This window comes from Roseivirga sp., assembly GCF_034669765.1.
In the GTDB taxonomy this organism is placed as follows: Bacteria; Bacteroidota; Bacteroidia; order Cytophagales; family Cyclobacteriaceae; genus Roseivirga.
Genome location: NZ_JAXMOQ010000004.1, coordinates 400,167 through 426,074, shown reverse-complemented (window position 1 = coordinate 426,074; position 25,908 = coordinate 400,167). Strand labels below are relative to the sequence as shown.

21 protein-coding genes are annotated in these 25,908 nt (G+C 40.2%); 10 read left to right on the top strand and 11 right to left on the bottom strand.

Features of this window, described 5'->3' with window-relative positions; genetic code table 11:
- Positions 1-85: 85 nt before the first annotated feature.
- Positions 86-403 (bottom strand): hypothetical protein, encoded by a 318-nt coding sequence (locus tag VOI17_RS10620; RefSeq protein WP_323757227.1) that lies wholly within the window; start codon positions 401-403, stop codon positions 86-88.
- 135 nt (positions 404-538) lie between these two features.
- On the opposite strand from VOI17_RS10620, the gene VOI17_RS10615 reads away from it, so the two are divergent.
- From VOI17_RS10615 to VOI17_RS10595, 5 genes are all read left to right on the top strand, one after another.
- Complete coding sequence (locus tag VOI17_RS10615; RefSeq protein ID WP_323757226.1) at positions 539-1,318, top strand: DUF6503 family protein; 780 nt, start codon at positions 539-541, stop codon at positions 1,316-1,318.
- 316 nt (positions 1,319-1,634) lie between these two features.
- The gene (locus tag VOI17_RS10610; protein ID WP_323757225.1) at positions 1,635-2,108 is read left to right on the top strand and encodes a nucleoid-structuring protein H-NS; all 474 of its coding nucleotides are present in this window, start codon (positions 1,635-1,637) and stop codon (positions 2,106-2,108) included.
- A gap of 72 nt (positions 2,109-2,180) precedes the next feature.
- The gene (locus VOI17_RS10605; protein ID WP_323757242.1) at positions 2,181-2,720 is read left to right on the top strand and encodes a hypothetical protein; all 540 of its coding nucleotides are present in this window, start codon (positions 2,181-2,183) and stop codon (positions 2,718-2,720) included.
- A complete protein-coding gene (locus VOI17_RS10600) occupies positions 2,717-3,550 on the top strand; it encodes a hypothetical protein (RefSeq protein WP_323757224.1) in 834 nt (277 codons plus the stop codon). Before VOI17_RS10605 ends, VOI17_RS10600 begins: the two co-directional genes overlap by 4 nt.
- Positions 3,537-5,969 (top strand): hypothetical protein, encoded by a 2,433-nt coding sequence (locus VOI17_RS10595; protein WP_323757223.1) that lies wholly within the window; start codon positions 3,537-3,539, stop codon positions 5,967-5,969. Before VOI17_RS10600 ends, VOI17_RS10595 begins: the two co-directional genes overlap by 14 nt.
- Before the next feature lie 130 nt (positions 5,970-6,099).
- Here VOI17_RS10595 and fabF read toward each other — a convergent pair whose 3' ends face one another.
- Together fabF and VOI17_RS10585 are read right to left on the bottom strand one after the other, a co-directional pair.
- Positions 6,100-7,344 carry a beta-ketoacyl-ACP synthase II gene (gene fabF, locus VOI17_RS10590; RefSeq protein ID WP_323757222.1) on the bottom strand — a complete coding sequence of 415 codons (1,245 nt, stop codon included), beginning with the start codon at positions 7,342-7,344 and terminating at the stop codon, positions 6,100-6,102.
- Positions 7,341-7,946, bottom strand: a complete 606-nt coding sequence (locus VOI17_RS10585) for a TetR/AcrR family transcriptional regulator (protein WP_323757221.1) — start codon at positions 7,944-7,946, stop codon at positions 7,341-7,343. The genes fabF and VOI17_RS10585 overlap by 4 nt, the downstream gene beginning before the upstream one ends.
- A gap of 134 nt (positions 7,947-8,080) precedes the next feature.
- On the opposite strand from VOI17_RS10585, the gene VOI17_RS10580 reads away from it, so the two are divergent.
- Positions 8,081-8,626: a DsrE family protein gene (locus VOI17_RS10580; RefSeq protein WP_323757220.1), complete on the top strand. Its 546-nt coding sequence runs from the start codon at positions 8,081-8,083 to the stop codon at positions 8,624-8,626.
- A gap of 44 nt (positions 8,627-8,670) precedes the next feature.
- Here VOI17_RS10580 and VOI17_RS10575 read toward each other — a convergent pair whose 3' ends face one another.
- Positions 8,671-11,061 carry a penicillin acylase family protein gene (locus VOI17_RS10575; protein WP_323757219.1) on the bottom strand — a complete coding sequence of 797 codons (2,391 nt, stop codon included), beginning with the start codon at positions 11,059-11,061 and terminating at the stop codon, positions 8,671-8,673.
- A gap of 261 nt (positions 11,062-11,322) precedes the next feature.
- Between VOI17_RS10575 and VOI17_RS10570 the strand changes: the two genes are divergently transcribed.
- A complete protein-coding gene (locus tag VOI17_RS10570) occupies positions 11,323-11,865 on the top strand; it encodes a DsrE family protein (RefSeq protein ID WP_323757218.1) in 543 nt (180 codons plus the stop codon).
- Between the two features lie 293 nt (positions 11,866-12,158).
- Entirely contained in the window at positions 12,159-14,543 is a 2,385-nt protein-coding gene (locus VOI17_RS10565) for an ABC transporter permease (protein ID WP_323757217.1), read from the top strand.
- Between the two features lie 4 nt (positions 14,544-14,547).
- Here VOI17_RS10565 and VOI17_RS10560 read toward each other — a convergent pair whose 3' ends face one another.
- The gene (locus VOI17_RS10560; RefSeq protein WP_323757216.1) at positions 14,548-15,585 is read right to left on the bottom strand and encodes a zinc-dependent alcohol dehydrogenase family protein; all 1,038 of its coding nucleotides are present in this window, start codon (positions 15,583-15,585) and stop codon (positions 14,548-14,550) included.
- 136 nt (positions 15,586-15,721) lie between these two features.
- Here VOI17_RS10560 and VOI17_RS10555 point away from each other — a divergent pair, with 136 nt between their 5' ends.
- The gene (locus VOI17_RS10555) at positions 15,722-16,159 is read left to right on the top strand and encodes a cytochrome B (protein WP_323757215.1); all 438 of its coding nucleotides are present in this window, start codon (positions 15,722-15,724) and stop codon (positions 16,157-16,159) included.
- Positions 16,160-16,210: 51 nt separating this feature from the next.
- On the opposite strand, the gene VOI17_RS10550 is transcribed toward VOI17_RS10555, so the two are convergent.
- From VOI17_RS10550 to mscL, 4 genes are all read right to left on the bottom strand, one after another.
- Positions 16,211-17,668, bottom strand: a complete 1,458-nt coding sequence (locus VOI17_RS10550) for a M20 family peptidase (protein ID WP_323757214.1) — start codon at positions 17,666-17,668, stop codon at positions 16,211-16,213.
- Positions 17,669-17,709: 41 nt separating this feature from the next.
- Positions 17,710-18,582 carry a cation diffusion facilitator family transporter gene (locus VOI17_RS10545; protein WP_323757213.1) on the bottom strand — a complete coding sequence of 291 codons (873 nt, stop codon included), beginning with the start codon at positions 18,580-18,582 and terminating at the stop codon, positions 17,710-17,712.
- A 6-nt stretch (positions 18,583-18,588) separates the two neighbouring features.
- Complete coding sequence (gene rluF, locus VOI17_RS10540; protein ID WP_323757212.1) at positions 18,589-19,323, bottom strand: 23S rRNA pseudouridine(2604) synthase RluF; 735 nt, start codon at positions 19,321-19,323, stop codon at positions 18,589-18,591.
- Positions 19,324-19,473: 150 nt separating this feature from the next.
- Entirely contained in the window at positions 19,474-19,893 is a 420-nt protein-coding gene (mscL, locus tag VOI17_RS10535) for a large-conductance mechanosensitive channel protein MscL (RefSeq protein ID WP_323757211.1), read from the bottom strand.
- 566 nt (positions 19,894-20,459) lie between these two features.
- Here mscL and paaN point away from each other — a divergent pair.
- Positions 20,460-22,121 (top strand): phenylacetic acid degradation protein PaaN, encoded by a 1,662-nt coding sequence (gene paaN / locus VOI17_RS10530; RefSeq protein WP_323757210.1) that lies wholly within the window; start codon positions 20,460-20,462, stop codon positions 22,119-22,121.
- 65 nt (positions 22,122-22,186) lie between these two features.
- Here the strand turns inward: paaN and VOI17_RS10525 are convergent, their stop codons facing one another.
- Complete coding sequence (locus VOI17_RS10525; RefSeq protein WP_323757209.1) at positions 22,187-24,358, bottom strand: WG repeat-containing protein; 2,172 nt, start codon at positions 24,356-24,358, stop codon at positions 22,187-22,189.
- A gap of 112 nt (positions 24,359-24,470) precedes the next feature.
- Positions 24,471-25,703, bottom strand: coding sequence for a glutamyl-tRNA reductase (gene hemA, locus VOI17_RS10520; RefSeq protein WP_323757208.1), 1,233 nt, complete (start codon positions 25,701-25,703; stop codon positions 24,471-24,473).
- Between the last annotated feature and the right edge of the window lie 205 nt (positions 25,704-25,908).

Sequence of the window (25,908 nt, the reverse complement as noted above, 5' to 3'; positions counted from 1 at the left end):
CTGAGTCTTTGTTTATTTAGATAGCCGTATGTTTAGCCCAAAGGAATTTCTTGAGTTATAAATAAAGGTTAAGAATGAATGAAGCTTATTTACTGCTTCTCATCTGGTTTAAAGCAATTTCGGCCAACATTGGCCATTTGCTTGCTTCATCAAAGCTTATTACAAACCAATCTTTCAATGGAGGTTTGGTTTTGAAAGGGTTAAGTAATTCATATTTGTGAATGCCTTCCGATTCAGGCTCAAAATCCCTTCCTAGACGAACGGCAAGTGATCTTTTATAGAAAAACGCAAAGTTTTTACCAGTCATCTGAATCCCTGGAGATGACATCATTGTCCCTTCTGACACCTCAGGATGCTTGGTGATGATAGTGTCTCTTACTTGGTTGAATAATTCTTCTTCCATAATAAAATTGTCTAATTGATTGATGTTCAATATAAATTCTGATCATTCTTGGCCAAGTTCGTGACTTAGGTAAGACATCTGACGTTGAGAATCTGTAAGTTCGTGAACTTTACAGCTGAATTTAATCAATCCGAAATGAAAAAGTATCTAATAGTTTTCCTTATGACGGCCCTGATGGGGTGCGGGGGGACAAAAACTGAGAATAAAATCGAAGAAGTAAAAGTGGACCCTCCAAAAACGGATCATCACTCGGCTAGTATTACCAAAGTTTTTGATGCCCATGGTGGTTTTGGTAATTGGTCTGAAATGAAGCAGCTTTCTTATGATATGTCGAATGGGCAACATCACCTGATTGAGCTTCAAAGTAGATTTACAAGAATTGAATCAGAGAATGATACGATTGGTTTTGATGGTAATGAGGTGTGGGTAATGCCAGCAACGGCTAATGCTTCCCGAGCCCGAATGACCTATAACCTCTATTTTTACTTTTATGCATTCCCTTTTGTTGTCGGTGATCAAGGAGTCATGTATGAAGATGTGGAACCAATGAACATTTTGGGGACAACTTACAATGCTGTTAAGGTGTCTTACGAAAGCGGAGTTGGCGAGTCATCAAAAGATAATTACATTATTTATTCTGATCCAGAAACCAATAAAATGGCGTGGCTAATGTATACCGCTACTTTTGGAGCAGAAACTACCAGTGACCGTTGGAGCCTAATTAAGTATGACCAATGGCAAACCATCAACGGAATTACGATTCCAAAAGCTTTGCAATGGTATCAGTATAAAGATGGAGAAGTTGGGGGGATGAGAAACGAAGTGCTTTTCGAAAATGTAAAGCTTTCTAAAGAAGTTCCTAGTATGGATAATTTCAAAATGCCTGAGGGTGCGCAAATAGCTCCAAAGGGATAGAAGAGCATAAAGCAGAATCTGATAAATAGAAATGTCGCAACAGGGTTGTCCTATTGCGACATTTCTATTTTTTTCTGTGACTTTTTACCACAGGCTGATACAAAATGGAGAACAGGTGTGTCACTCTTTCCCCATATTTGTCCGCTTACAAGATTCTTGTTTTCATTTTGACAGCATTTTTCTCTATTCGGAAATAGAAATTTGTAAAAAGATGCGAAAAGAGCTGTTTAATGAAAATAATAGTTACTTGGAACAGAACTTGCTTGAAGAGTAATCGTTTAACGAAGCCATATATATGAAACCAAATTTACACAACATGAAAAGCATTTTTAAATTAGTGCCAGTCTTCTGCGTACTGCTATTTGTACTGTCCTCTTGTAAGAGTCAAAAAGCAGTGGTTGATGCCAACCAAGAACCAGAAGAAGTTATTGAAGAAACCATTCCAGAGCCAACTCCTGTAAAGAAGGAAGAGCCAAAAGTAGATCCAGAAGCCGCCAATAGAGCGCTTGACGCTAGGTTGTCTAACTACTTTGGACAAATAGCGAATGCTTCTTCTATTAATGCAGCAAATAATAACATCAGAGAAGCCGTTGGAATGTTTAGTAATGGAGAAGCTCCAGTATTGATCATTTTTTACGCAGCCAATGGAACTGAAGATTTTGACGAACCAACTACAATTACTAAATACCTTAACTACTTAAAGGACCTTAAGAAGGCTCCGCATAAAGTAAAAGAAATGGTGATGGATTCTCAAGGCAGAATCAAGGAGTTAGTATTAGTAAAGAAATAGTCAAAAACACCCTAACACAAGAAAATTATGAACAATCAAATATTTAAAAGACTTTCTTATGTGGTTGCTTTAATGGCGGTTTTTGCTGTTTCAACCCAAGCTCAAAGTCCAGTAGATCCCAATCGTGAAAAAGCAATTGATTCACTAGCATTGGAAAAAGTTAAAGACTTAGGTAAGTACATCGCGATTATTGGAAACAAGGACACTCCTTTTTCTGAAGCCAACCGTGTTATGGATAGGGCCGAAGAATTATTTGCTCCTGGTAGCGAAATGGGCGTTTCATCGCTTGCTTCAGAAGAGATCAAGTACTATAAAGTACGTGAGTATTTCCAGAGATTGATGGCGCTTAACTATGATAAGGTAAATATCGAGTGGTATGACGTTCAGTATATTTCTGACTTAGAAAGACAACCTGATGGCCGATATGTTGGCGTGGTGACTGTTTATCAAAAGTTTGAAGGGACTACTGCGGATAAAATGAACTACAAAGACACGACTAAAAAGGATATTACCATTTACGTAGAAAAGAAAAAGACTCAGATTGCAGGTAGAACTATCGAATTTTGGGACGTAATTTTAGGCGATATCCGAGTATCTGAAACTTCAGTATGAAAAGACTAATTCTTCTTTCACTTTCTTTCTTCTTCGTTTTTACTTCATATTCCTCCGCTCAAATTGTGGGTGAGAATTATGAAATCGAGCAGCAACTGATGGCAAGCACGAAGCAACTCAATCAGTTTTTTAAGCGCTTTAACGGAGAGGAAGACGTAAAAGGAAGAACGTTTGAGCCTGATGACAGGCAATATCGCAATGAAAGGTTGCGTAAAAGGTACCTCAGTATCCTCTTCGATGAAGAGGATACTGATATTTCTTCTCAAGCCAAGAACGACTTTATTGAAAGAGTAACCCAAGGTGATAATCCAGAATTTTTGAATCTACATTCAAAAGACTGGTTTGCTGTGGTGAATACTACTTTTCTTTATAAAGGGAAAGAGTTGCCTTTGCTGCTCTATATGAAAATTCAGAAGGAGGCGCTTGGCTACGAATGGGTGATAGCCGATGTCGCTTTCGAACCTTATAAAACCATGTTTGATAAACAACGAGGTGAAACCAAGGTCTTTCTTCATCCGATGAGTCACGAGCTTGATTTTATGAATTTAAGAAAAGCCCTATTGAAAGGAGGCGTTCCAGAGTCATATACCTTGGCCGATTATAAGCCAGATTTATTGACGGTATTTCTCTACGAAGTGAAAATGGGGATCCTTCAATTTCAAACCGTAAACCGAATGAATTATCATTTCTTCGGAGTTGATGGTTGGTATTTTTCTCTCACCAATTTCAACCGCGCCAACGACAATTCCGGTTGGCTAATTTCAGACTTACTCCAAGTCAATGCTTCTCAGAAAGAAGATTTATTGAAAATAATTTATGAGAAGAAATAGACTCATTTTATTGCTGCTCTTTTTTAGCGCAAGTGCCTCATTATGGGCGCAATCTCCAGTTTTGCCAGACTCGGTATTGGAAAAAAAGAAGGAGGGAGTCAAAGAAATTATTAGTGCATTAGAGTATTACCTCAATGTAATAGGAGCTGAGCGTACCGCTGTAAGCGAGAAAGAGGTGATCATTAGTAATAGCTATGCAAAGCTCTTTGTCGATCCTAAAGTTCAAGTAGAAGATGATCTGGAAGAAAAGAGATCAACTCCAATTTTCAAAGACATTCAGGCCTATTTAAAGGATATTGATTTCTTCTTCAAGAATGTGGTTTTCGATTTCGAAATCACAGAAATACTGGTGCAAACCAAAGAAGATGGAACTCCATTCTATAAGGCCGAAATCATAAGAAACTTACAAGGTACTTCCTTAAGTGGAGAACCTGTAAACAGCAGTCAAAAGCGGTTCATTGAATTGAATTTAGACCCTAAAAAGAGTGAATTAAAAATAGCGAGTATCTACACTAACAAACTGAGTAAAGATAAACAGCTAAGAGAATGGTGGTCACTGCTTACATTTGGTTGGAAGCAGGTTTTTAAAGATAAAATCAAGTTTCAAGGAGACAGTATGTCCAATCAAGACTTGGTGCGTTTGGCCTCAATCGATTCCCTTGATTTATCAGGAAATGACCTTGTGCTCAATCTTGATCCAATTTATCAGCTTACCAACCTAACGTATCTGAAAATAAGCAATACATGGATTAATGATCTAAAACCTTTGAGATCTATTAATACTTTAAAGTCACTTGATGTTTCGAATACCTCCGTTTTCGATCTTCAATACCTAAAATATCATAACGAAATAGAATCGCTTAATCTCTCGAATTGTCATGTAGAGGATTTCTCATTATTGAAGTCGTTTGAGAAATTAAAGAAGCTGAACCTGTCCCGGATCAAACAAATAGAATTATCATTTATAAGTAATCTTGTTTCTCTTGAAGAGCTAAACTTGTCAGAAGCTGCGCAAACGGCAACAGTCGATTTTTCTAAGTTGAATAGGCTTAAAAAATTGGATCTGTCGGCAAGTGATATTGTAAGCTTGAATGGCTTTCAATCAGCAACCGCTTTACAAGAATTGAACCTTGAGTTGACAAACGTAAGTGACCTTGCGCCACTTTCGAGTTTGAGTCAATTGAAGACGGTGAACATTACGAATACCAAGGTAGAAACACTTCAGCCACTTGCTCAAGTCAAATCCTTAACGAAAATCTACTGCGACAATGCACCACTCGATGAGGTTAGTACGGAGGCTTATGTGGAGGCCAATCCACGAGTGTTAGTTGTAAGAAATACCAAGCAATTAGAGCAATGGTGGGGAGGGATGTCAGACATGTGGAAAGGCGTTTTGACCAAATACATGGATACGCCAAGTCCTGATAACGAGGACTTAATTCAGTTACTAAGAATCGATTCTTTGAATTTAGAAGGGGCGGGAATTTTAACTTTAGCGCCATTAACACAGCTGAAGAAAATAGCCCATTTGAACTTGAATTCTAACCCGTTAAAGAACCTTCAAGGACTTGAGTCATTGGAACGTTTAGAAACGGTTACGCTAAATAATACCACTGTAGCAGACCTCTCGCCTTTGGCCAACTTATCCAATTTAAGACATGTTGAGGCTGAGAACACCAAGGTCAAGAATATTACTGACTTGGGGCGATTGGCCATGTTGAAATACTTAAGTGTAGAAGGAAGTAATGTCGATAAAACTGCCGTTTCATTACTACTGGATAAGAAGGAAGACTTGACTGTGATTTTTCAAACCAAAGCCTTAAATGCTTGGTGGGGAATTTTAAGTGAGCCAATGAAGCGTGCTTTTAAAGAAAACGTGGTAATGGCTGCTCAGCCAACCGCCAAACAATTGCATCAATTGGTGTCCCTTGAAAGATTGAATATTCAAGGCTCATCTGTCACCACTTTGGCGGAATTATCTGAGTTTTATCGATTGAAAGAACTTAGCCTAAACCGTTTGGGGATGAAGGATTTGAATTCATTGCCAGACTTAAAAGCTCTAGAATCGCTGAGCTTTACCGAAATGCCAGTCGCGGACTTGTTGTCTGTGCTAAAATTCAATAACCTCAAGTCCTTGAATTTTAGCAATACGGCCATCGATGATTTGCGCCCGCTCACCACCATGACAAAGCTAGAACGAATCAATTGCTCTGGCACGAACGTGAAGCGCTTCACTGGGCTAGAAGGGCTGTCTAACTTAAAATGGATAGACTGTTCAAACACCAAAGTTTTCAAATTTGACCGACTGACGGAACTCAAGAAACTAGAAACCGTCATTTGCTTCAATACCTCTTTGCGCAGCAACGATATCGAAAAGCTAAAAAGTGCTCTTCCTAATGTGGAGGTGGTGTTTTATTAAGGTGTAAATAATAACAAAGATTAGCATTACTAAAGCATAACCCAGATCCTACCTCAGGAAATGGGTTTATTTTTGAACCACCTCTTTACATCGCGTTTCGCTCTAACATCTAACATCTAACATCTAACTACTACCCTTCAAATCTCTTAAACACTGCGCTGGCCATATGCCCGCCAAAGCCAAAAGTGTTGCTGAGCGCATATTTCACTTCTCGTTTTTGTGCCGAACCAAGGGTGAGCTCAAACTTATCGTCAAATTCTGGATCTACATTTTTCGTGTTAATCGTTGGAGGAATAATGCCATCTACAATCGCCATCACGCTGGCAATCGCTTCGATAGCACCTGCCGCACCAAGCAAGTGACCAGTCATAGATTTAGTGGCTGAGATATTCAGGTCAGGATTCGTCCCGAAAACTCTTTCAATCGCGATCAACTCACTTGTGTCACCAACTGAGGTAGAGGTTGCGTGCATGTTGATGTAGTCAATATCTTTCGCTTCAATACCCGCATCGTTCAGCGCTTCATTTATTCCTAAGAAAGCACCTTCTCCTTCGGGGTGAGTTCCAGTTAAGTGATAGGCATCTGCCGCCATTCCACCACCCGCTACTTCAGCTATGATGGTTGCACCTCTGGCAATGGCATGCTCATAAGATTCTAAAATTAAGGAGCCAGCGCCTTCGCCCATTACAAATCCGTCACGACTTACATCAAACGGACGGCAAGCGGTTTCTGGGTTTTCGTTGTTGGTAGAAAGTGCCCGTGAAGCAGTAAAACCACCCAGGGCAGCTGCGGTAATTGGCGCCTCCGAACCTCCGGTAATGATCATGTCGGCTTTACCCCACTTAATGTAGTTAAAGGCATCAATAATAGCAGTGGTAGAAGAGGCGCAAGCAGAAATGGTAGTGAAGTTCACGCCCCTTAATCCATATTTAATGGAGATAAGGCCTGAAGCAATATCGGCTATGATTTTGGGAATAAAGAAAGGAGAGAAGCGAGGCGTTTCGTCATTTTTTACATATTCAATCATTTCCTCCGTAAAGGTTTGAATTCCTCCGTTTCCAGAGCCCCAAATGACCCCGATTCTATTTCTATTCAGTACATCAAAATTGATTTTTGCGTTTTTGATGGCTTCTTCCGTAGCAATTAGTGCATACTGCGTATATGGATCCATACGTCTCGCCTCATTTCTCGGAATGTAATCTTCTACATTAAAGTCCTTCAGCTCGCAGGCAAAGTGACTTTTGAATTTAGTAGTGTCGAACCTCGTAATGGGTCCGCCACCGCTTTTTCCAGCCTTTAAGTTTGCCCAATAAGTCTCTAAATTATTTCCAATTGGGGTCAATGCCCCCATTCCTGTAATGACTACTCTTTTCATGTTGTTATTTTTAATTGGTGATTGACCAATGATTTCAAGTTTTCTATAATGTTAAAAAACGATGCTGGATTGTTAGTGGTTTTTGCAATCAGAATACCGCCTTCAATGGAAGCGATATAAAAGTTTGCGAAACTTAATGCGTCAATTTCAAGCTTGATTTCGCCTGAATCCTGTCCTTCTTTGATTACACTAGCAATTTCAGATTGCCAAGTCAATAGAATGGTTTTTGCCTTTTCCTTAAAAAAAGGATAGAAGTCATCTGCTTCTACCGCCACATTCATTAAGGGGCAACCGCCATTGTTGGCCACAGTTTCATAGTTCTGATGATAGAAGTTAAGTAAACCAATGAGCTTGGCTATACTTGAAGGATTCGCTGCCCAAGTCATTTGTAAACCCTTCTGTAGGAACTTTACATTGTGATTGAAGCATGCTTCGGCCAAGTTCTCCTTATTTCCGAAGTTTCCATAGATGGCGCCCTTGGTCAAGCCAGTGGCGTTGGTGATGTCCGACAAAGCGGTACTCTGGTAACCCTTTTTGTTGAAAATTGGGGCTACCGTTTCAATGATTCTTTTTTTTGTTCTTTCAGATTTTTCAAAAGGCACATGTAAAAATATACCAAACGGTATATTTTTACAACAAACCGAGATATTAATTTCAGGCTTGGTCGAATTTTTACTTCTACGGTTTGAATTTACTGGTCAGATTCTTGTAATTGAACGGGTTAAAAAACACTCCTATGAAACTTAGAACCCTTATTGCCTTCTCATTACTGTTGATTGCCCAACTGAGTTTTTCTCAAGAAAAGAAATGGGTAAACCCAATTATCAAAAATTACGGTCGAATTTTAGAATTGGAAAAGGTGGATGTTGCACCAGATCCAAATATGGAATACAAAATTCTGATTGAGTTGGTGCATAAACTTGATAAGCCAGAAAATGCGGCTTTTGCGGCCACCAATATTGCCCGCTTGATAAATTTACATGGGGTAGGTGGAGTGAAGCCTGAAAACCTTAAAGTTGCGGTGGTGATTCATGCCGGAGCCACAAGCTCTGTATTGAATGCTGATGCTTATAAAACCAAATACGAAGTAGAAAGCCCTTATGTGCCATTGTACAAAGAGTTAATGGAAGCAGGTGTTGAAGTGATAGTTTGTGGTCAGTCGTATTCCATGTATGGAAATAAGGTAGAGGACTTAATGCCCGGTGTGAAAATTGGAACCTCGGCACTTACTACTATAAGTACCTATCAGCTTAAGGGCTATGCTTATTTTAAGTGGGAATAAGCTTCGCGTTTATCCTTTTATCCACTTTCATGCTATCGGTAGAGCTATTTGATAGGCTTTAACACTCGTTTTTCAACTGCAACTTCATTGATTTTCTCTTTTGAATAATAGACAGGGAAATATTGATCCTTCGCCCATGGTTCAAATAGATTGCTGTAAAATGGACTTTCCGGATTACCTGATTGGCCGGGGCCATTGGTGGCTATTGCGGCATCCCAATCACCTGTATTTACAATCATTCTGAATGAAGCACCACTGCTTTGTCGATTATTTCCTCCTGTGGACCCAACGGTGTATGAATTACCACCTCTTGGCAAAGGACCTAAGTTTATTTTGGATTGAAGGTCGGGTTCCACTAGGTCGCCAAGTGCATGAGACATTGCCGTGTGCTTTAGTTTCTCTTGACCATATTGCCATTTATTTATGTCATCATCAAGGGTTCTTTCTAGGTAGGCAATGCCATTATTAAAGGCTTCTGCTAAAAACTGATCTCTCTCTTTTGTTGGATTTGCACCAAATCGCTCATCTGGGTTTTCTAGCCATTGAATGATTCGGGTAAGTTGTAGACTGTACACTATTCCTCTCAATTCACTTGGGATGAATTTTTGAGTGGCCAGTCGTGAAAGTTGATTTTCAAAGGCTACATAAATAGCTGATTCAATGGAATTGGCTTCTAGTCTATAATCCCAGTTTTTGAGTCTATTTCTGATCTCATTAGCTTTACCTTCAAGTCTTAAATTCATCAGCATTGGCGTTAAAGTCCTGGCTGGAATTGAAAGGTAATCTACTTGTAAGGCCCTTAAGGATTCCATATCAAAATCATTTCCGCTTTTTAGTACTTCAGCAACGCGGTCACCACGAAATGGGTCTGCCCAAGTGTAGCCAACGGCATTCCAGTGAGTATAATCCTCTGGCGTCACATTCTGATTGGCGGTAGCAATAAAGCCGTCTGCTGGATTTAAGTCATTTGGTTTTTCTATAATTGGAAGATAACTGTCCCATTCATATCGACCATCGCCCGGCACTGGAACCATACCGCTAAAGTTATTTCGGATTGGGGCAATGCCCACGGCTTGCAGTCCGATGTTACCTTTTTTATCGGCCCAAATCATGTTTTCGCCCGGAATATGACTGAAGCTGCAGGCCTCTCTAAATTCTTCCCAAGTTTTTGCTTGATCCATTCTCAACGAGGCTAAATAGGGTGAGCCTCCTGGCTCTAACCAAGCGCAACGGATAGCGTAGGCCACATTGTTTTTCTCATCCACATAAGTCACAGGGCCGTGTTGGGTATATTTCATGTCAATAGTTTGATCCTCCATTCCTTTCACTTTGATAGTTTCTGAAATAGTGTTCATGTCCGCCCATTCACCGTTGTATTTGTATTGGTTAGCGTTATCAGGGTTGAGTTCATAAACATAAAGGTCTTCTCCATCGGTTTCGAAAACAGTTAAGCCCCAAGCCCCATATTCGTTATGGCCGATTGATATTCCTGGAATTTCTGGTTCACCGCCACCAATTACATTCCAACCCGGAGCGACCAAATGCACCATATAGCGCAATGATGGAACAGCAATAGTCCTGTGCGGATCGTTGGCCATATAGGTGTTGCCATCTGCTGTTTTTGCACCACTTACTACCCAGTTATTGCTACCAATGGAAAGAGAATCATTTTTTCCATCGAATATGGAAGTCAAAGCCTTTTCTTCAGTGCTATTTCGGTAGGCTTCAACGACATCCTCTTTTTCGAATTTTACGGTGCTGCGGTAAGCATTGTACAGTTCGAGGATTTTGTTATCGAAGAGTAGCTCTTTATTGATTTTCGCATCGAGTGTTAGATCGGGGTCTTGAGGGTGAAACCAGTAGAGCTCTTTTACTTTTGTATCACCTACTTTGGCAACTGCTCGGCCTACTTGAAGTTCTTTACCAATATTCCCTAAAAGCCCTTGATGACGAGAAATAACAACATCAGGAGTCCACTTTTGAGGAAGGATACCTAGTATTTTAAATTCAATTGGTAAAAGCCCTTTGTTTTGAAGTGCTTCTTCAATGTAGGCATTTACTCCTGCGGTGTAGGCGGTAATAATTTCCTCGCCATCATCGTGATAATGGTTCATTTCATCCTCCATATTACCTCTGAATTTGAAAAGACGAGTTCCGATATCTCTTTTTAATTCTTTTTCACCCAGAATTTCAGCAACAGTTCCTGTGGCTTGCCTTCTCCAAATTTCGAATTGGAAAAGGCGGTCTTGGGCAGCCGCATAACCTTGAGCAAAAAATAGATCATGTTGGTTCTCAGCATAGATGTGGTTGAGCCCCCATTCATCGCGAATAATTTCTACGGGTGCTTTAAGTCCATCAATGACTACTTCATTCTTGGGGTCTGAAGTACAAGAGATTAGAAAAAAAACGAGCAAAAGTGTGAGGGAGTTTTTCATACAGTATGGTTAAGGAGAATCCAATGAATGTACAAAAAAAGAGATTTAATAAAAATGGATTCTTATGTAAGAAGCATAGGAGTTTTGGTAGTTCCCGGAGCGATTATTCAAAGCATTGTTTGCCGCAGGGATTGAATTGCCACTGTTGCCATAAGAAAGACTACGCTTTTGTTAAGTGGGAAGGCCTTTACCAAAAGATTGATTGATTTATTCTTTGAAATTGTGTCTATTGGGCTCGATTCTAATAAACCCCAGAATAGCATGAAAAAATTGAATAAGTACCTCTTTGCTTTTGCCGCTTTGTTAATTGTTAACATCGGTTTTTCTCAAGAAAAAATTAACCCGATTATTAAAGGGTACGGTGGGATTTTTGACGCCCCTTTTGCTGTCGAAAAGCCTGATCCTAAACTGGAGTACAAAATAGTTATTGATGTAGCGACTGGCGATGAAGACCCTAAGGCAGTTATGTATTCTTTAGAGAATGTAGCTCGACTTTTGAACCTACATGCGATGGGAGGAGTGCCCGCTAAAAACTTAAAGGTAGTTTTGGCTATTCACGGACAGGCAGTTTGGTCTACACTGGATAATGCTACATACAAAGCGAAATTTGGGGTGGATAACCCACATATTCCACTTTTTAAAGAATTAGAAGGAGCAGGAGTGAAGTTGTTCGCTTGTTCTCAATCTATTTTAGGACGTAGCATTGATCACACGAAACTTGCACCTGGGATTAAAGTAGCTACTTCAATGCTGAGTACGTTAACCACCTACCAGTTGAAGGGCTACGCGGCTTTGAAGTTTTAAAATTCAAGGAAGTTGTCTGAGTGTTTCCCAAATCACTATGGCAATAGTAATGACAATAGCCAGCCCATAAAGAACATGAACCTTCTATTGGCGCTGGCTATTTTTTGTGCATTCTGCGTAGTTCATCAAACTTGAACAGTTGATGCGTTGGATATCAAGTCCTTATCAAAGGTTATTATATGTTAATTCATTTTTAAACAGGGATATTTTATTGAACTTTAATGGTACTCAATTCATCTATGTGTTGATGGATTTTTTTTGATACATCGTTTTTTAATCTTTAAACCACTCCAATGAACTACCATTTCAAATTTGCCAGCAGAGATATATTGAAGAACCGACTGATTACTACTGGTAGTCTTATCAGTATGGTTATAGGGGTGTTAAGTGCCTTTTTGATTTATATGTGGGTAGATTCTGAGTTGCAAACGGATAGGTTTCATTCTGAAGTGGACCGAATTTATATTCCTGTAATTCAGCAAAGTGCGGTGGATAATATTAACCCAATCAGTGCTGGTCTTTTTTTTAGATTGGACTATAAAAAATACCCGAGTGTAAAGAGTAAGCTCTATACGGCCTTTTATACGCCAGAGCGAATCAAATTGAAATTTGATAATAATGAATATAGAGGTGGAGGTTTAATCGCGGATAGCACTTTTTTTGATTTTTTTGATTTCAAGCTTTTGGTGGGCGAACCAAATGAAATTTTAGACAATCCTTCCCATATCGTCTTGACCAAATCTTTCTCCAAGAAGATTTTTGGTGACAAGGATCCATTGGGCGAAACTATTTATTTAGAGTGTGATCGGAAGGGCTATTATCAAGTAGCTGGAATCTTGGAGGATATTCCTTCAAACAGTACGCTATCCTTCGATTTTTTAGTGCCAAGCCAGTCACAAGAATGGTGGGGCAATTCAGGAATGGAGTTCATTCTTACCAATGACTCTTTCGATCAGTCAACCTTTAATGCAGAAGTTAAAGAAGCTGGAAGAAGCCACCCTCAATTTAAGGAAAGTACTTTATCGACTGTTGCTTTTAGTGATGTGTACTTTCATCATAATTTCTCAAACTCCATCCTTGCTAAGCATGGTAATATGGATGAAGTGAACTCTTTGTTCTTGGTGGCTTTTGTTATCCTATTGGTGAGTATTCTGAATTTCACCAATATGCAATCCACCCTAATGCTTTCTCAGTTGAAGACGAAAGGGATTAAGCAGGTAAATGGCGCGACTAAATTTGATTTCTTACTAGAGCTATTGGCCTCACGATTACTTTATGCACTGCTGAGTATAGTAATTGTGTTTGGGCTCTTTATGTTGGTTAAAGATGCTTATTTGAGGTTTTTGGGTATCACTTTCGGTAAACCTTTACTAGAGGTGCTCCTTATAATTGCCATTGGCGTTTTTCTATTCACCATTATCTCTACCCTATTCTCCATCATTCAATCCTCAAAATTGGTAACCTCTCAAGCATTAATGGGGCAACTGAACGATAAAAAAGGTTCGACAGGGCGTATACTGACCACCATTCAATATGTATTTGCCATCGCATTGATCATTGCCACCTCAGTGGTTTATAAGCAGTTCAAATATATGCAGAATAAGGATTTGGGCTATGACCCGAATGGTCTGGTGGCAATTAAGTTTTTTGATAGGCTGCCTTATAATTTTGAAGACGAAGAGACATACAAAAAGGACTTGAAGGCTCAAGAGAGTAGTTATGAATTGGTAAGAAATGAACTGCTTAAAATGCCAGGTATAATTTCTTATTCGCAAGGGCTAATGCCTTTTGACGGATCAGCGAGTACCATGTCATGGAAACTTTCGGGAAGTGATTTTGAATACACGGAAACAAGCTTAATGACCATTGACCCAGATTATGCTAATATGCTCGGGCTGGAAATGGTGGCAGGAAGATTTTTTTCAGATTCGCTGGATGTTTCAAGACAACACAAAGTAGTTATCAATAAAGCAGCGATGGATTATTGGGGTATTACAGATTTGAGCGATGTAAAAGTGGCGAGCAGCTCATGGGATGGTGAAGATGATCCGTGGAGGGTTATCGGGGTAGTGGATGATTTCCATTATGCTCATCTATCTAAGAAGATAGAACCCGCTATCATGGTGTTCTTTAGAGATGTTGATAAAGAGTTTTCAGTACGAATAGCTTCTAAGCAATATAAGGCCACTTTGGAGCGATTAGGAGCACTGTATGAGTTGGTTAACCCTAGTCAGCCTTTTAATTACACTATTTTGGAAGACAAGCTTCAGGCCCAATATGAGCGTGAAAGGAAACTTTCCGAGATTTTCATGTTATTCACCTTAGTTGGTTTGATGATTTCTTCCGTAGGTCTTTTCACTTTCGCACTGTATGAAACCAGAAAAAGAATCAAGGAAATCGGTATTCGAAAGGTAGTAGGAGCAAGCGAAACTCAGGTGATTAGTTTGCTTACAAGTGGTTTCTTAAAATGGGTATTACTGGCTTTTGTGATTGCTTGCCCATTGGGTTGGTATTTTATGAACGAATGGCTCGCCAACTTTGCCAGCCAAACAGAACTGAGTTGGTGGATTTTTGCCATCGCTGGAGTCTCTGCAATAGTTTTAGCAACATGTACCGTAATTGGGCAGTCTTATGTAGCCGCCAAACGTAATCCCGTGGAAGCGCTTCGCTACGAATAAAAAATCAGAACCGATTAATCACTTTCACACCTACTCCCTGAAATTCATTCATTTTGGGAAGTAGGTTTGTGGCTTCTTCTAAAGAAATCAGCTCACCAATCAGTTTTTCGGGTTGAAGTTTTCCTGATTTAATCATTTCCATCATTTCAGGATAAGCATGGGCTTGCATGCCGTGGCTCCCAATTACTTCTAACTCATTGGCTACCACCAAATGCATTGGTATTTCTGGTAGGTAATCGTTGCCAGCCATTAATCCCACCTGAATATGTTTGCCTCTTTTTCTGAGGTTGGCAATGGAGTTGAAACAGGTGGTTTTGCTTCCGAGTGCATCAATAGAAACATGTACACCACCTTTTGAGATTTCTTTGACAGCGTCAACCACATTTTCTTTTGCCCCATTTACAGTGTAGTGCGCACCAATCGTTTTGGCAAAAGCCAGCTTAGTATCATCAATGTCTATTGCAATTACTTGAGCACCTAAAGCTTCGGCAATCATAATGGCAGAAAGCCCAACGCCACCGCAACCATGCACCGCCACCCAATTTCCGCCAGTTGTTTTGGCTTGGTGCGCTACCGCTCTGAAGGAAGTGATAAACCTACAACCCAAGCTTGCCGCGGTTTCAAAACTGATTTCATCGGGAAGGTGCACCAAATTGGTGTCGGCATAATGAATGCCTACATATTCAGCAAAACTTCCCCAATGGGTAAACCCAGGTTGAAACTGATGATCACACACTTGCTGATTGCCTGAATTGCATTGCTCGCAACTTCCACAGCCGCTCACAAAGGGAACGGTTACCCGATCTCCAATTTTGAATTTGCTAATGCCTTTGCCTAACTCTACCACAGTTCCAGCCAATTCATGTCCAGGTACATGCGGTAACTCAATGTCAGTATCATGTCCGATCCAGCCATGCCAGTCACTTCGGCACAAGCCTGTGGCGCCTACTTTTAGGATCACACCTCCAGTAACGGGCTTTGGGTCGGTTACGGTTTCGATTGAAATTGGGCCTTGGAATTTAGTGTAGAGCGCTGCTTTCATAGAGGAATATGGGGGCTGATTTGGCCTTCCTAAATTAGATAAATCATGGGAATCTCCTTAGTCTATAATCTGTGACTGGTCTTTTTTATTTTATGCCCCTTTTGTGCTTACTTTGTTGAACACTAAAGAAAGCAATATGTACAACGGATTACTTCATGCGCACTCTGGGTTAAGATGGATCGTTCTGATCTTATTATTGGCCGCTATTTTTAATGCTTTTTCTAAAAAGAGATCAGGAGTTTGGACAGCGAAAGACAAGAAAATCTCACTTTTCGCGATGATCTTTACCCATGTTCAGTTCTTAATTGGTTTGGTACTGTACTTTGTGAGCCCAAAGGTGAATTTTGTAGAAGGCTTTATGAAAGATGATGTGCTTCGCTTTTTTGCGGTAGAACACGTGTTGCTAATGGTAGTAGCGATTGTTTTGATCACCATTGGTCATAGTAAATCTAAAAAAGCTGTGAGCGATGCTAAGAAATTTGGCGCTATTGCGACTTTCTACCTTATTGGACTTATTCTGATTTTGGCCTCTATTCCTTGGCCGTTTAGAAACTTAGGATCAGGCTGGTTCTAAGCATTCCCATCGAAAATCTATAAAAGAGGCAGAAGTAACCCTTCTGCTTTTTTATTGCCCTTTACTGTTTAGGATCAGTTGTCGGTAATAACGAATGGCGTTCTCATAGTCTTCTACAGAAATGCGTTCATCAATGCCGTGGAAAGTACTGATATTATCATCATTAATATGATATGGCACAAAGCGATAGATGTTTGGGCTGATGGCGCCAAAATGCCTTGAGTCTGTAGCTGCGATCACCAAATTGGGAGCCGTTAACACGCCATCGAAAACTTCTTTAATAGACTTATTAATAGTGTTGTAACCTGAGGTTTCCACTGGAGAAACAGGAGAAGGTTCTGAGTTGAAACCGAAGAACCTGGTTTTAACGCGTGAATCATCAATGGTTTTATTGACATGGTTCAGTACGTCTTCAGAAGTTTCTCCCGGTATAATTCGGAAGTTGATCAAAGCCCTGGCTTGGGTGGGGATGATGTTCTCTTTAATCCCGGCATTAAATATCGTTGGGGCAGTTGTGGTTCTGATCAAGGCATTGCCTGCTCCACCTGCGCTTTCATAAGTGCTCAGAACAAGTGGTTTGAAGATGGATAGATTAGCGAAAGCCATTCTGTTCACAAAACCCATTTCAGGCCCGATTTGATTAATAAAACCTTGCATGGGTTCCGAAATGGTTCCTTTGGAGGGATTGCTTTTTACCTTAACTACTGCTTTGGCTAACACATCAATGGCAGTTTCTGGGTCGGGACGAGAGGAATGACCGCCTTCCATGTCTACCGTCAGTTCAATGGTAGTAGAGCCTTTTTCAGCCACGCCAATAAAGGCCACATCGGGGTCAACACCCGGCACAAGTTTTTGGGTGATGGCATAACCTTCATCCAAAACATATTCGGCATGAATTCCCTCATGCTCAAGATATCTTGCCATGGCCACTGCGCCTTTTTCTCCACCTACTTCTTCATCGTGGCCAAAGGCCAAATAAATAGTTCTTTCAGGCTGAGTGCCTTCCGAAAGCAGCATTTCTATAGCTTCTAAAATGCCGATTACCGAAAACTTATCGTCAATCGTGCCACGCCCCCAAATCACACCTTCTTTTATAATTCCGCCAAAAGGATCAACTGACCATTTTTCTGGGGAAGCAATAGGAACCACATCAATGTGTCCCATCAGCACAATAGGTTTAAGTGTTAAGTCCTTTCCTCTCCAGCTATACAAATGACTGTATTGGTTAAAGGTTTTGTGTTCCAACACGGAATCAATTAGCGGGTAACTGTTTTTAAGAAATTCATTGAACGCCTCGAAAGCTGTAGAATCAAAATTGATTGGGTCTTCGTGAGAAATGGTTTTTATTTTCAAAGCCTGAGTAAGTCTTTGAACTGAAGATTCTTGAATATTTACTTTCGCTACGGGTTCAACTTCCATTTGTTTTGAACTGAAAGTGAAGGTCTTGAAAAGTATATAAGCCACGAAAATGAGGAGGAGAACTAAAATTGCTTTGAGGAATTTCTTCATGCTTTAATTGAGATTGAGCTTAAATATAAAAATTGTCAGCTTTATTCTTCAGGTTCGATGTGAATAAGCACATCTGCAATTTCGGGCATTTCATTCTGAATTGCATTTTTGACTTCATGCGCAATGTCGTGCCCTTTTTTAACGGAAATTTCACCTTTAACAGTGAGGTGTAAATCCACATGAAACGACATTCCCGTTTTTCTAACAAAACACTTTTCTGTACCCTGAACACCCTTTACCATTTCAGCTGCTTTTCTGATTTCTACAATCATATCATCATAAACATGCTCATCCATTATTTCGCCAAGGGCGGGGCGAAAAATCAAAAATGCATTGTAAACAATAAAGCCAGAGGCGAGCAGGGCAGCCCAGTCGTCTGCGGTTTCATAACCTTCACCCATGTATATCGCAATTGAAATTCCGATAAAAGCCAGTAAGGAAGTAATGGCATCGCTTCTATGGTGCCAAGCATCGGCTTTTAAAGAAGTGCTTTTGGTCTTGTCGCTTTTTTTGGAAACAAACCGATAGAAAAGCTCTTTTAGAATTACAATTACCGCTAAAACTACGAGGGTGAATTTTTCAGGCACTTTGTGTGGGGTGCGGATATGCTGAATACTCTCATAAGCAATTACTGTGGCAGAAATCACTAAAATTCCGACAACAATAAAAGTGATCAATGGTTCAGCTTTACCATGTCCATAAGGATGGTTTTCATCCGCAGGACGGGTAGAATATTTTAGGCCGAAAAGCACCAATAGTGAAGCAAATACATCGGTGGTAGACTCAATGGCATCGGCAATTAGGGCATATGAATTACCAAATACACCCGCAATTCCCTTTACGATGGCTAAAAGCGCATTGGCAATGGCACTGAAAATAGCGGTGTTAATGGCAGTTCGTCTATTCGATTCCATGAGGCATCAATCGTCATGAGTTTTGGAGGAACTAGAAATCAGACGATTGATTTCGGCCAATTCTTTTGGGGTAATGTCGCGCCATGTGCCTACTGGCATGTCTAAAATCACGTTCATAATGCGCACTCGTTTTAATTGACGAACCTCATAATCTAAGTATTCGCACATTCTACGAATTTGGCGATTGAGGCCTTGTGTCAGTACGATTCTGAACTTGAGTTTACCGATTTGTTCCACCTCGCATTTTCGAGTAACAGTTTCTAAAATAGGAACACCATTACCCATTTTTGCAATAAAATCTCTCGTTACAGGCTTGTTTACCGTAACGATGTACTCTTTTTCGTGATTGTTTCTCGCGCGTAAGATTTTGTTTACAATGTCTCCATCATTAGTGAGGAAAATCAAGCCTTCACTCGGTTTGTCTAATCGGCCAATGGGGAAAATTCGTTTAGGGTAGTTGATGAAATCAATGATGTTGTCTTTTTCTACACCAACATCGGTAGTGCAAACAATTCCCACAGGCTTATTAAAGGCAATGTAAACAGGCTTGTCCTTTGGTTCGGCTACTGGATTTCCATCTATGGCAACAATGTCTTCTTTTGTTACTTTCGAACCCATTTCGGGTACAGCGCCATTGATGGTTACCCGCCCTTCTTCAATCAGTTTATCGGCAGCCCTGCGTGAGCAGTAACCGATTTCACTTAAGTATTTATTGATTCTTACGGGCTGGTCAGTAGTCATTCGTAATTTATTGAGTGCTGATGTGTGTGGGCTGAAATTCAACCTTCAAGTATTTTTATGCAAATTAAAGAATTCTATTGGCAGAGACGCATAAAAAATGCCGCCTCTGCAAAAGCAAAAAGCGGCATTTTAGAATGAATAGTGGTTGTTTTATTTTTTTAACAGATCTCTGATCTCAGCCAAAAGCACTTCTTCTTTAGAAGGTGCAGCTGGGGCTGCAGGAGCTGCGGCTTCTTTCTTCTCCATTTTCTCTTTCAAATGGTTATAAGATTTCACTACCATGAAAATGGCAAAAGCTACAATTATGAAAGTAATGATGGTGTTTATGAATAGTCCGTATGCAATAGCTACTTCAGCAGTGGCAGCACTAGACGCAGTTTCTGCAACAGCATCTTGTAAAACCAACTTCATTTCTGAAAAGTCAACTCCACCAAGTAGGATTCCGATTGGTGGCATTAAGATGTCATTTACAAATGACTTTACAATGGCACCAAAATAAGTGGCCATAATTAAACCCACGGCTATTTCTAGTACGTTTCCGCGGATCAGGAACTTCTTAAATTCTTTCATGTTTAGCTGTTTTTGTTTAGTAATTAAGATTGATTAATCACGTTCCCCTTTGTTTACCTATGATTGAAAAAGGCAACCGTAGAAATGACGTGGAATAAGATAACGATTTTTAAAATAATACAATCTATCGTGTTTGTAAATGATCGCGGAATCACGATATCTACAAGGACTGCTCGCTGCGGGCTAAATGAAATTTGGAATGAGGAAGTTTGGGAATTGACTTCCCAATGGCACAAGGTAGTGAGCTTTTTCTTAATTCTCCGATCAATTCATATGATTTATGTAGATATGAGTGGTAAGTTTTATTTTATATTGTAGAATTCATATTGTCTGAGTTTTATTTCTTCGTAAACTTCTTGTAGATCAAGAGTTGAGAGGTTCGGGCTGAATTTTTATAAGGTTATTCTTTACATTAATAGTCACCTGCAATGCAGTTTCTATTTGACTCATATAATTGAAGAGGTAATCCGTACGAAAACTATTTGTGCATGCAAACCAAGCATTCATAATTGGTAATTATCATTTCTCATCTCATTCCATTAAATTCGACCAAACAAACGTTCGTTATGGGATTGACCACTGCACAAAAAGACATACTAGATAAGGCGGTAGATGCCTTGCATACTCGTGGGTTTCACTCACAATACCCTGAGCATCCAGCACCAGCCATTTATGGCGAAACGGCTGATGCCGATGGAAAAGAGGCTTTCAAAGCCTTAAGAAAAAAGAATTTTGAAGAACTACAGCAAGAAGGAGCTACTTCATGGATAGGTGAGGAGCATTCTCCTTATTTCGATGCACCTGTAGGCCCTAAGTATCCTGCATTCAGCACAGATGAGTTGATCAACCGTGCCGAAAAGGCTTTTCACTCTTGGAGAAAAGTAAGCGTAGACGATAGAGCGGCTGTTTTGATTGATGCTTTAGATCGTTTCTCTAAGCGCTTCTTCGAGAATGCTTATGCCACCATGCACACGACAGGGCAAGGCTATATGATGGCTTTTCAGGCTTCTGGCCCACATGCTGCTGACCGTGCATTAGAAGCGGTTGCCGCGGGTTATGACGAGTTGAGTCGTTTCCCTTCCAAAGCCACATGGGACAAGCCAATGGGTAAATACAATATGGTGGTCAATAAAGAGTGGAGGGCAGTGCCTAAAGGTATAGGCTTGGTGATTGGCTGCTCAACTTTCCCAACATGGAATTCAGTGCCAGGTGTTTTTGCCGACTTGATTACGGGTAACTCGGTATTGGTGAAGCCACACCCAGGCGCAATTTTGCCAATGGCCATCGTGGTAGCTGAAATCAGAAATGCATTGAGATCTGCTGGCTTTGATGCCGATGCTTGTCAGCTAGCGGTTGACGTGCCTAGCGCGCCAATCACCAAAGAGTTGGCTGAGCACGCAAAGGTGAAATTGGTCGACTTTACCGGAAATTCTGAGTTTGGTAGCTATTTAGAAAAACTGCCAAAAGCAGTGTTTACAGAGAAAACAGGAGTGAACTCAATCATCTTAGATTCTGTAGTCGATATCGATAAAGTGATTCAGAACATCACCTTCTCGGTGTGCTTGTATTCTGGTCAAATGTGTACCGCACCGCAAAATTTCTTTATTCCAGAAGGCGGAGTGAAAACACCAGATGGTGTGCTTTCATTCGATGAGGTAGCTCAAAAATTTGCTGACTTCACCAACGGTTTGATCGATAACCCTAAGGCTGGGCCATTTGTGTTAGGTGCTATTCAAAACCCAAATACGGGTGAGAGAGCTAGAAATGCAGCCAAAGAGTTGGGTGGAAAAGTTTGGTTAGAAGCGAGAACTATTGAAAACCCAATTTTCGCCACCACTAGAACGCAAACCCCAGTGGTGATCGAGCTAAGTTCTGCGGACAAGGATAAGTTTGCTATGGAGCTTTTCGGACCGATTGCATTGCTGATTAAAACAAAAAATACTGAAGAGTCTGTGGCCTTGGCCAGAGAATTGGCAGAAGAGCATGGCGCTATTTCTTGTGGTGCGTACACCACTGATGAGGCCATGAAGGAACATATCGCTGATCAAATGTCAATGGCTGCAACGCCAGTTTCGTTCAATTTGACAGGAGGTATTTTCGTGAACCAAAATGCTGCATTCTCTGATTACCATGTAACGGGTGGAAACCCTGCAGGTAACGCTTCATTCACTAACCCCGGTTACGTAAATGGAAGGTTTACTTGGGTTGGAATGAGAGAGTTGGCTTAAGAAGCGCAATGCTAACTTAAAATATTAAAACCACCTTCTGGTGGTTTTTTTATGCTGAAATGGTTTTACTTATTGATTTTGAGTTCGATCCATGCTTGCTTTTCCATGGCCAGAAAAGTGTCTCCTGATTGTTTGATTACATCAAATGAAACAGGCACGCGATCGCGGCCTTCAATATCAACCACTCCATACTTTCCATTCCGACTGACGATAAAGTTAATGTTGTCCGTAGTCGTCATTGAGTCAAATTGAGGTGTTCGGACTAAAACGCCTTCATGGTTTGCCAAACCGAATTGCTTGTCTTTTTCAAGAAGAATAAAGCCTTGCTTTCTTGTGAGCTGATTGTAAACCGCATTCAATACAAAAACTCCATTTAGATCAATGAGGCCGTACAAATCATTGATTTTCACTGTTGATAGTCCATTAATGAAAGACTCAACGGATTGAAAAGTAGGTTGAATTGTAATTTGATCGTCTGTATTGATGAAGCCCCAATTACCATTGATTCTGATGGCAGAAAGGCCCTGTGAGAAGTCCTTGGCTTGTTGGTATCTGTTGGCAATGGTCAACAATCCTTGTTCGGATACAAAGCCCCATTCGTTTTCCATCATTACCGAAATTAGGCCTTCTCTATGCCCTCGTACCTGCTGCGTTTTTGAATCGAGTTTGAAGGTTTGAGCAGCTGAAATTTGTAGCAGCTGAAATTTGCTTTTCGATTTCAATACCAAAAAATCAGGGGATATTTGATACACCGAATCATAAGTGTTTGGGCTGAGTTCATTCGCATCAAAATCATAGAGTTTATAACCGTCATCTGTTAGCTCTGAAAAAGCATTTTGGTAGGGGGTAACAGGGTTGATACTTCTGAAGATTTGCTGCTCGAATAAATCATAAACTCCATATTCTGTGCCTTGTTGGTAGAAAATTCGCTTACCAATAATTTGAATACTATCCTTGTAAGGTGTAATCAGCCAGTTTCCGTTGTCTTTAATGACACCTTGGTTTTCTTGATATTCGGCAACTGTCAAGCCGTTTTCGAAGTCGTAGATTTTATCAAAAATAAATGGGCTTTGCTCATAGCCTTCAGCATCTAACAAGCCATATTTTCCATTTCTTTGGGGCAAAAAGGAGCCATCTTCTTTCTGAGTGATTTTTTCGTAAAACTGAATTCCAATCCTCTTTCCTGTAAGGTCATAAGGGATCCAATTTTGGTTGTCCTTTCGCTGTGATTTAGCAAAGATCACCGATTTAAAAAACTGGACGGAGTCAAATTGAGGGGAGAGTATGGTTTCCCCTTCAGCATTAATCACCCCCTCAAAACCATTTTTTTTGACTGCTAATAACTCTGCCTGAGTATGTGTGATTTGCATTTTTTGCACATAATGATCAAAGGTGTTTTTATTGGAGATATTGACAATTCCTATGTTTCCATTGGTTTGAATGGCCACTAAATCTTTGTTGATCAGCCATATGTCATCATGAGCAAATGTTTTGGGGCTTGATTCCAGTGTGAACACCGTCCATTTGTTGAATGGGAGCACCTCGGCCTTACCATTACGGAGGTTTAACGACTTGTATTCAGGTGGAATTATCAATGTGCCTTTTCTGTCGATCAAGCCTTCTTTGTTATAGTATTTTACTTTAAAGGTGTTTTCATCGTAACGAAGAATCAGTTCATAAAGGAAGTCGGAGAGGGCTTTACCTTTCAATGTGTATAGGGCATAGAGTCTTTGGTCATTTTGAACTGAAAGTGTCTGATTGTTAATCCTTTCAATGTGGTTGAATTCGAGAGGAAGGAGTGAGTTTCCATTTTTATTTAGCAAGCCAAAATGACTCTGATTCCCTTTTTTCTTAGATACGATTAGGGCATCCCCAATTGGTTCAATCCATTGATATTCTGTCGGAATGATTTCATTGCCTTTTGCATTAATGGCACCATAATCATTCAGAATGGAGAAGCGGCTTCGCATACCCACAACAAAAGCATTGTCAGTAAAGGGATAAAGCTCAGAAAAGAGATGGCTTGTTATTTTTGAACCGTCAATATTGGCCAAGGCCCAACGTTCATTTTGTTTGAGACCAATGAGTCCATGAGGTGTCTCAAGACCTCCTTTGGACCAGCCTAGATCGTCATAGATGGCTTCAATGACTACTTGGTCGGTTGTGATGTTCCTTAGTCCTATCTTACCGTTTTCGGAGAATTTCTCATAGGTATCATTGCCCAAAATGGGTTGCATGAGAAGAAGGGATAAAATGGAGGTGATTAAAGTGCGCAATACTAAGGATCAAAACGCAAGCTTAATAAAATTTGATGCGAATTAGAAGGGTAGTGAACGCCTTTCGTCTTGATTATTTTTCTTTCGGAGTATTATCCAGATCGAAAAGGTCATTGAGCACATCGATCAACGAATCAGCATCGCCACGTTTGCAAGCTGCTTTCAGCTGCATTACTGGTAATTTGATAATTTTTTGTGTAATACTTTTGGAAAAACGTTCGGCAAACTCTTGAACTTCTGGTGAAGCATTTTTAATGTGCCTTGTCATTTCTTCCTGACGGATTTGCTCAAGGGCATTTTTGAGTTTGTGAATGGTAGGCGATACAACCATTTCCTTAGACCAATCATTGAATTCAACAATAGCTTCTTCAATAATGGTTTCTACTAATGGGATTGAAGATTTTCTCTTTTCAACAGCAGCTGACGCTTTTTCGTTGATTTCGTCAATGTTAAATAGCGTAACGCCAGTGAGCTTTCCAACCATTGGGCTGATGCTTCTAGGAATAGAAAGGTCAATAAAGAATTTGAAGCCAATATTATTCTCGCTAACCAACTCTGTATTGATAATTGGGCTACTGTGGGCAACGGAAGAGATAATCAAGTCATATTCTTGAATGGCTTCCTTCAACTCGGTAAACGGAATCAAGTTAAGGTTGCATTCTTGTGCTAAGAGTTCTGCCTTTTCTTTGGTACGGTTACAAATAGTAACCGTCAAATCCGTCTCAGAAAGGTGACGGCATACGTCAGCGCCAATTTCACCAATCCCCAGAATTAGCACTTTCGGGTTAATAATGGTAGATGCTAAATTCTGAACCAATTCGGCAGCGGCATAAGAAACACTTGCTGCACCATCTCTAAAGGAAGTTTCTTGCACCACTCTTTTACTGCTGAAGAAGATAGTGTGCATTAATCGGTGTAAAAAAGGGCCAGCTAAATTCGCATCGGCCGCCCACTGATAGGCTCTTTTTACTTGATTAGAAATTTGAAGATCACCAACAACCTGTGCCTCCAAGCCTAATGAGACTCTGAATAAATGATTTACAGCTTCCTCCCCTTCAAAAGAATTGAAGTAGTTGATGTAAGCGTCTGAATTTAGAACTCCTTTTTTTATTGCAATCAGTTTAATGATTTCAATGTCCAGGTTTTTTTCAGCTGAATAATAAACTTCGGTTCTATTGCATGTAGAAAGAATTAAAGCCTCTGTCAAAGACAGAACTTCAGATATTTCTCCAAGAATGGATTTGATTGTGAGCTCATCAATGGAAATGATTTCCCTGATTTCAACTGGTGCCTTTTTGTAAGACAAACTTATAGCTCTGAATTTACCCTGCATTATTGCTCTCGCCTTTCCTCTAAATTCTTGAGTGCAAAAATAGCCTCTTAGAGTGTTTAAAAAAAGTGATCAAAATCATGTATCCTTATTTAGAATCAATTTAAACAACTCTGCTGGTACTTCTCAAGCACTTAACTATTTTGGTTGAAAATAATTTATTTTGATCTTATATTAAGAA

What these genes read in the sequence shown, in the direction of transcription:
- VOI17_RS10620 (WP_323757227.1), bottom strand. Translation starts at nt 403, where the DNA reads ATGGAAGAAGAATTATTCAACCAAGTAAGAGACACTATCATCACCAAG.
- VOI17_RS10615 (WP_323757226.1), top strand. Translation starts at nt 539, where the DNA reads ATGAAAAAGTATCTAATAGTTTTCCTTATGACGGCCCTGATGGGGTGC.
- VOI17_RS10610 (WP_323757225.1), top strand. Translation starts at nt 1,635, where the DNA reads ATGAAAAGCATTTTTAAATTAGTGCCAGTCTTCTGCGTACTGCTATTT.
- VOI17_RS10605 (WP_323757242.1), top strand. Translation starts at nt 2,181, where the DNA reads ATGGCGGTTTTTGCTGTTTCAACCCAAGCTCAAAGTCCAGTAGATCCC.
- VOI17_RS10600 (WP_323757224.1), top strand. Translation starts at nt 2,717, where the DNA reads ATGAAAAGACTAATTCTTCTTTCACTTTCTTTCTTCTTCGTTTTTACT.
- VOI17_RS10595 (WP_323757223.1), top strand. Translation starts at nt 3,537, where the DNA reads ATGAGAAGAAATAGACTCATTTTATTGCTGCTCTTTTTTAGCGCAAGT.
- fabF (WP_323757222.1), bottom strand. Translation starts at nt 7,344, where the DNA reads ATGAAAAGAGTAGTCATTACAGGAATGGGGGCATTGACCCCAATTGGA.
- VOI17_RS10580 (WP_323757220.1), top strand. Translation starts at nt 8,081, where the DNA reads ATGAAACTTAGAACCCTTATTGCCTTCTCATTACTGTTGATTGCCCAA.
- VOI17_RS10575 (WP_323757219.1), bottom strand. Translation starts at nt 11,061, where the DNA reads ATGAAAAACTCCCTCACACTTTTGCTCGTTTTTTTTCTAATCTCTTGT.
- VOI17_RS10570 (WP_323757218.1), top strand. Translation starts at nt 11,323, where the DNA reads ATGAAAAAATTGAATAAGTACCTCTTTGCTTTTGCCGCTTTGTTAATT.
- VOI17_RS10565 (WP_323757217.1), top strand. Translation starts at nt 12,159, where the DNA reads ATGAACTACCATTTCAAATTTGCCAGCAGAGATATATTGAAGAACCGA.
- VOI17_RS10560 (WP_323757216.1), bottom strand. Translation starts at nt 15,585, where the DNA reads ATGAAAGCAGCGCTCTACACTAAATTCCAAGGCCCAATTTCAATCGAA.
- VOI17_RS10555 (WP_323757215.1), top strand. Translation starts at nt 15,722, where the DNA reads ATGTACAACGGATTACTTCATGCGCACTCTGGGTTAAGATGGATCGTT.
- VOI17_RS10550 (WP_323757214.1), bottom strand. Translation starts at nt 17,668, where the DNA reads ATGAAGAAATTCCTCAAAGCAATTTTAGTTCTCCTCCTCATTTTCGTG.
- VOI17_RS10545 (WP_323757213.1), bottom strand. Translation starts at nt 18,582, where the DNA reads ATGGAATCGAATAGACGAACTGCCATTAACACCGCTATTTTCAGTGCC.
- rluF (WP_323757212.1), bottom strand. Translation starts at nt 19,323, where the DNA reads ATGACTACTGACCAGCCCGTAAGAATCAATAAATACTTAAGTGAAATC.
- mscL (WP_323757211.1), bottom strand. Translation starts at nt 19,893, where the DNA reads ATGAAAGAATTTAAGAAGTTCCTGATCCGCGGAAACGTACTAGAAATA.
- paaN (WP_323757210.1), top strand. Translation starts at nt 20,460, where the DNA reads ATGGGATTGACCACTGCACAAAAAGACATACTAGATAAGGCGGTAGAT.
- VOI17_RS10525 (WP_323757209.1), bottom strand. Translation starts at nt 24,358, where the DNA reads ATGCAACCCATTTTGGGCAATGATACCTATGAGAAATTCTCCGAAAAC.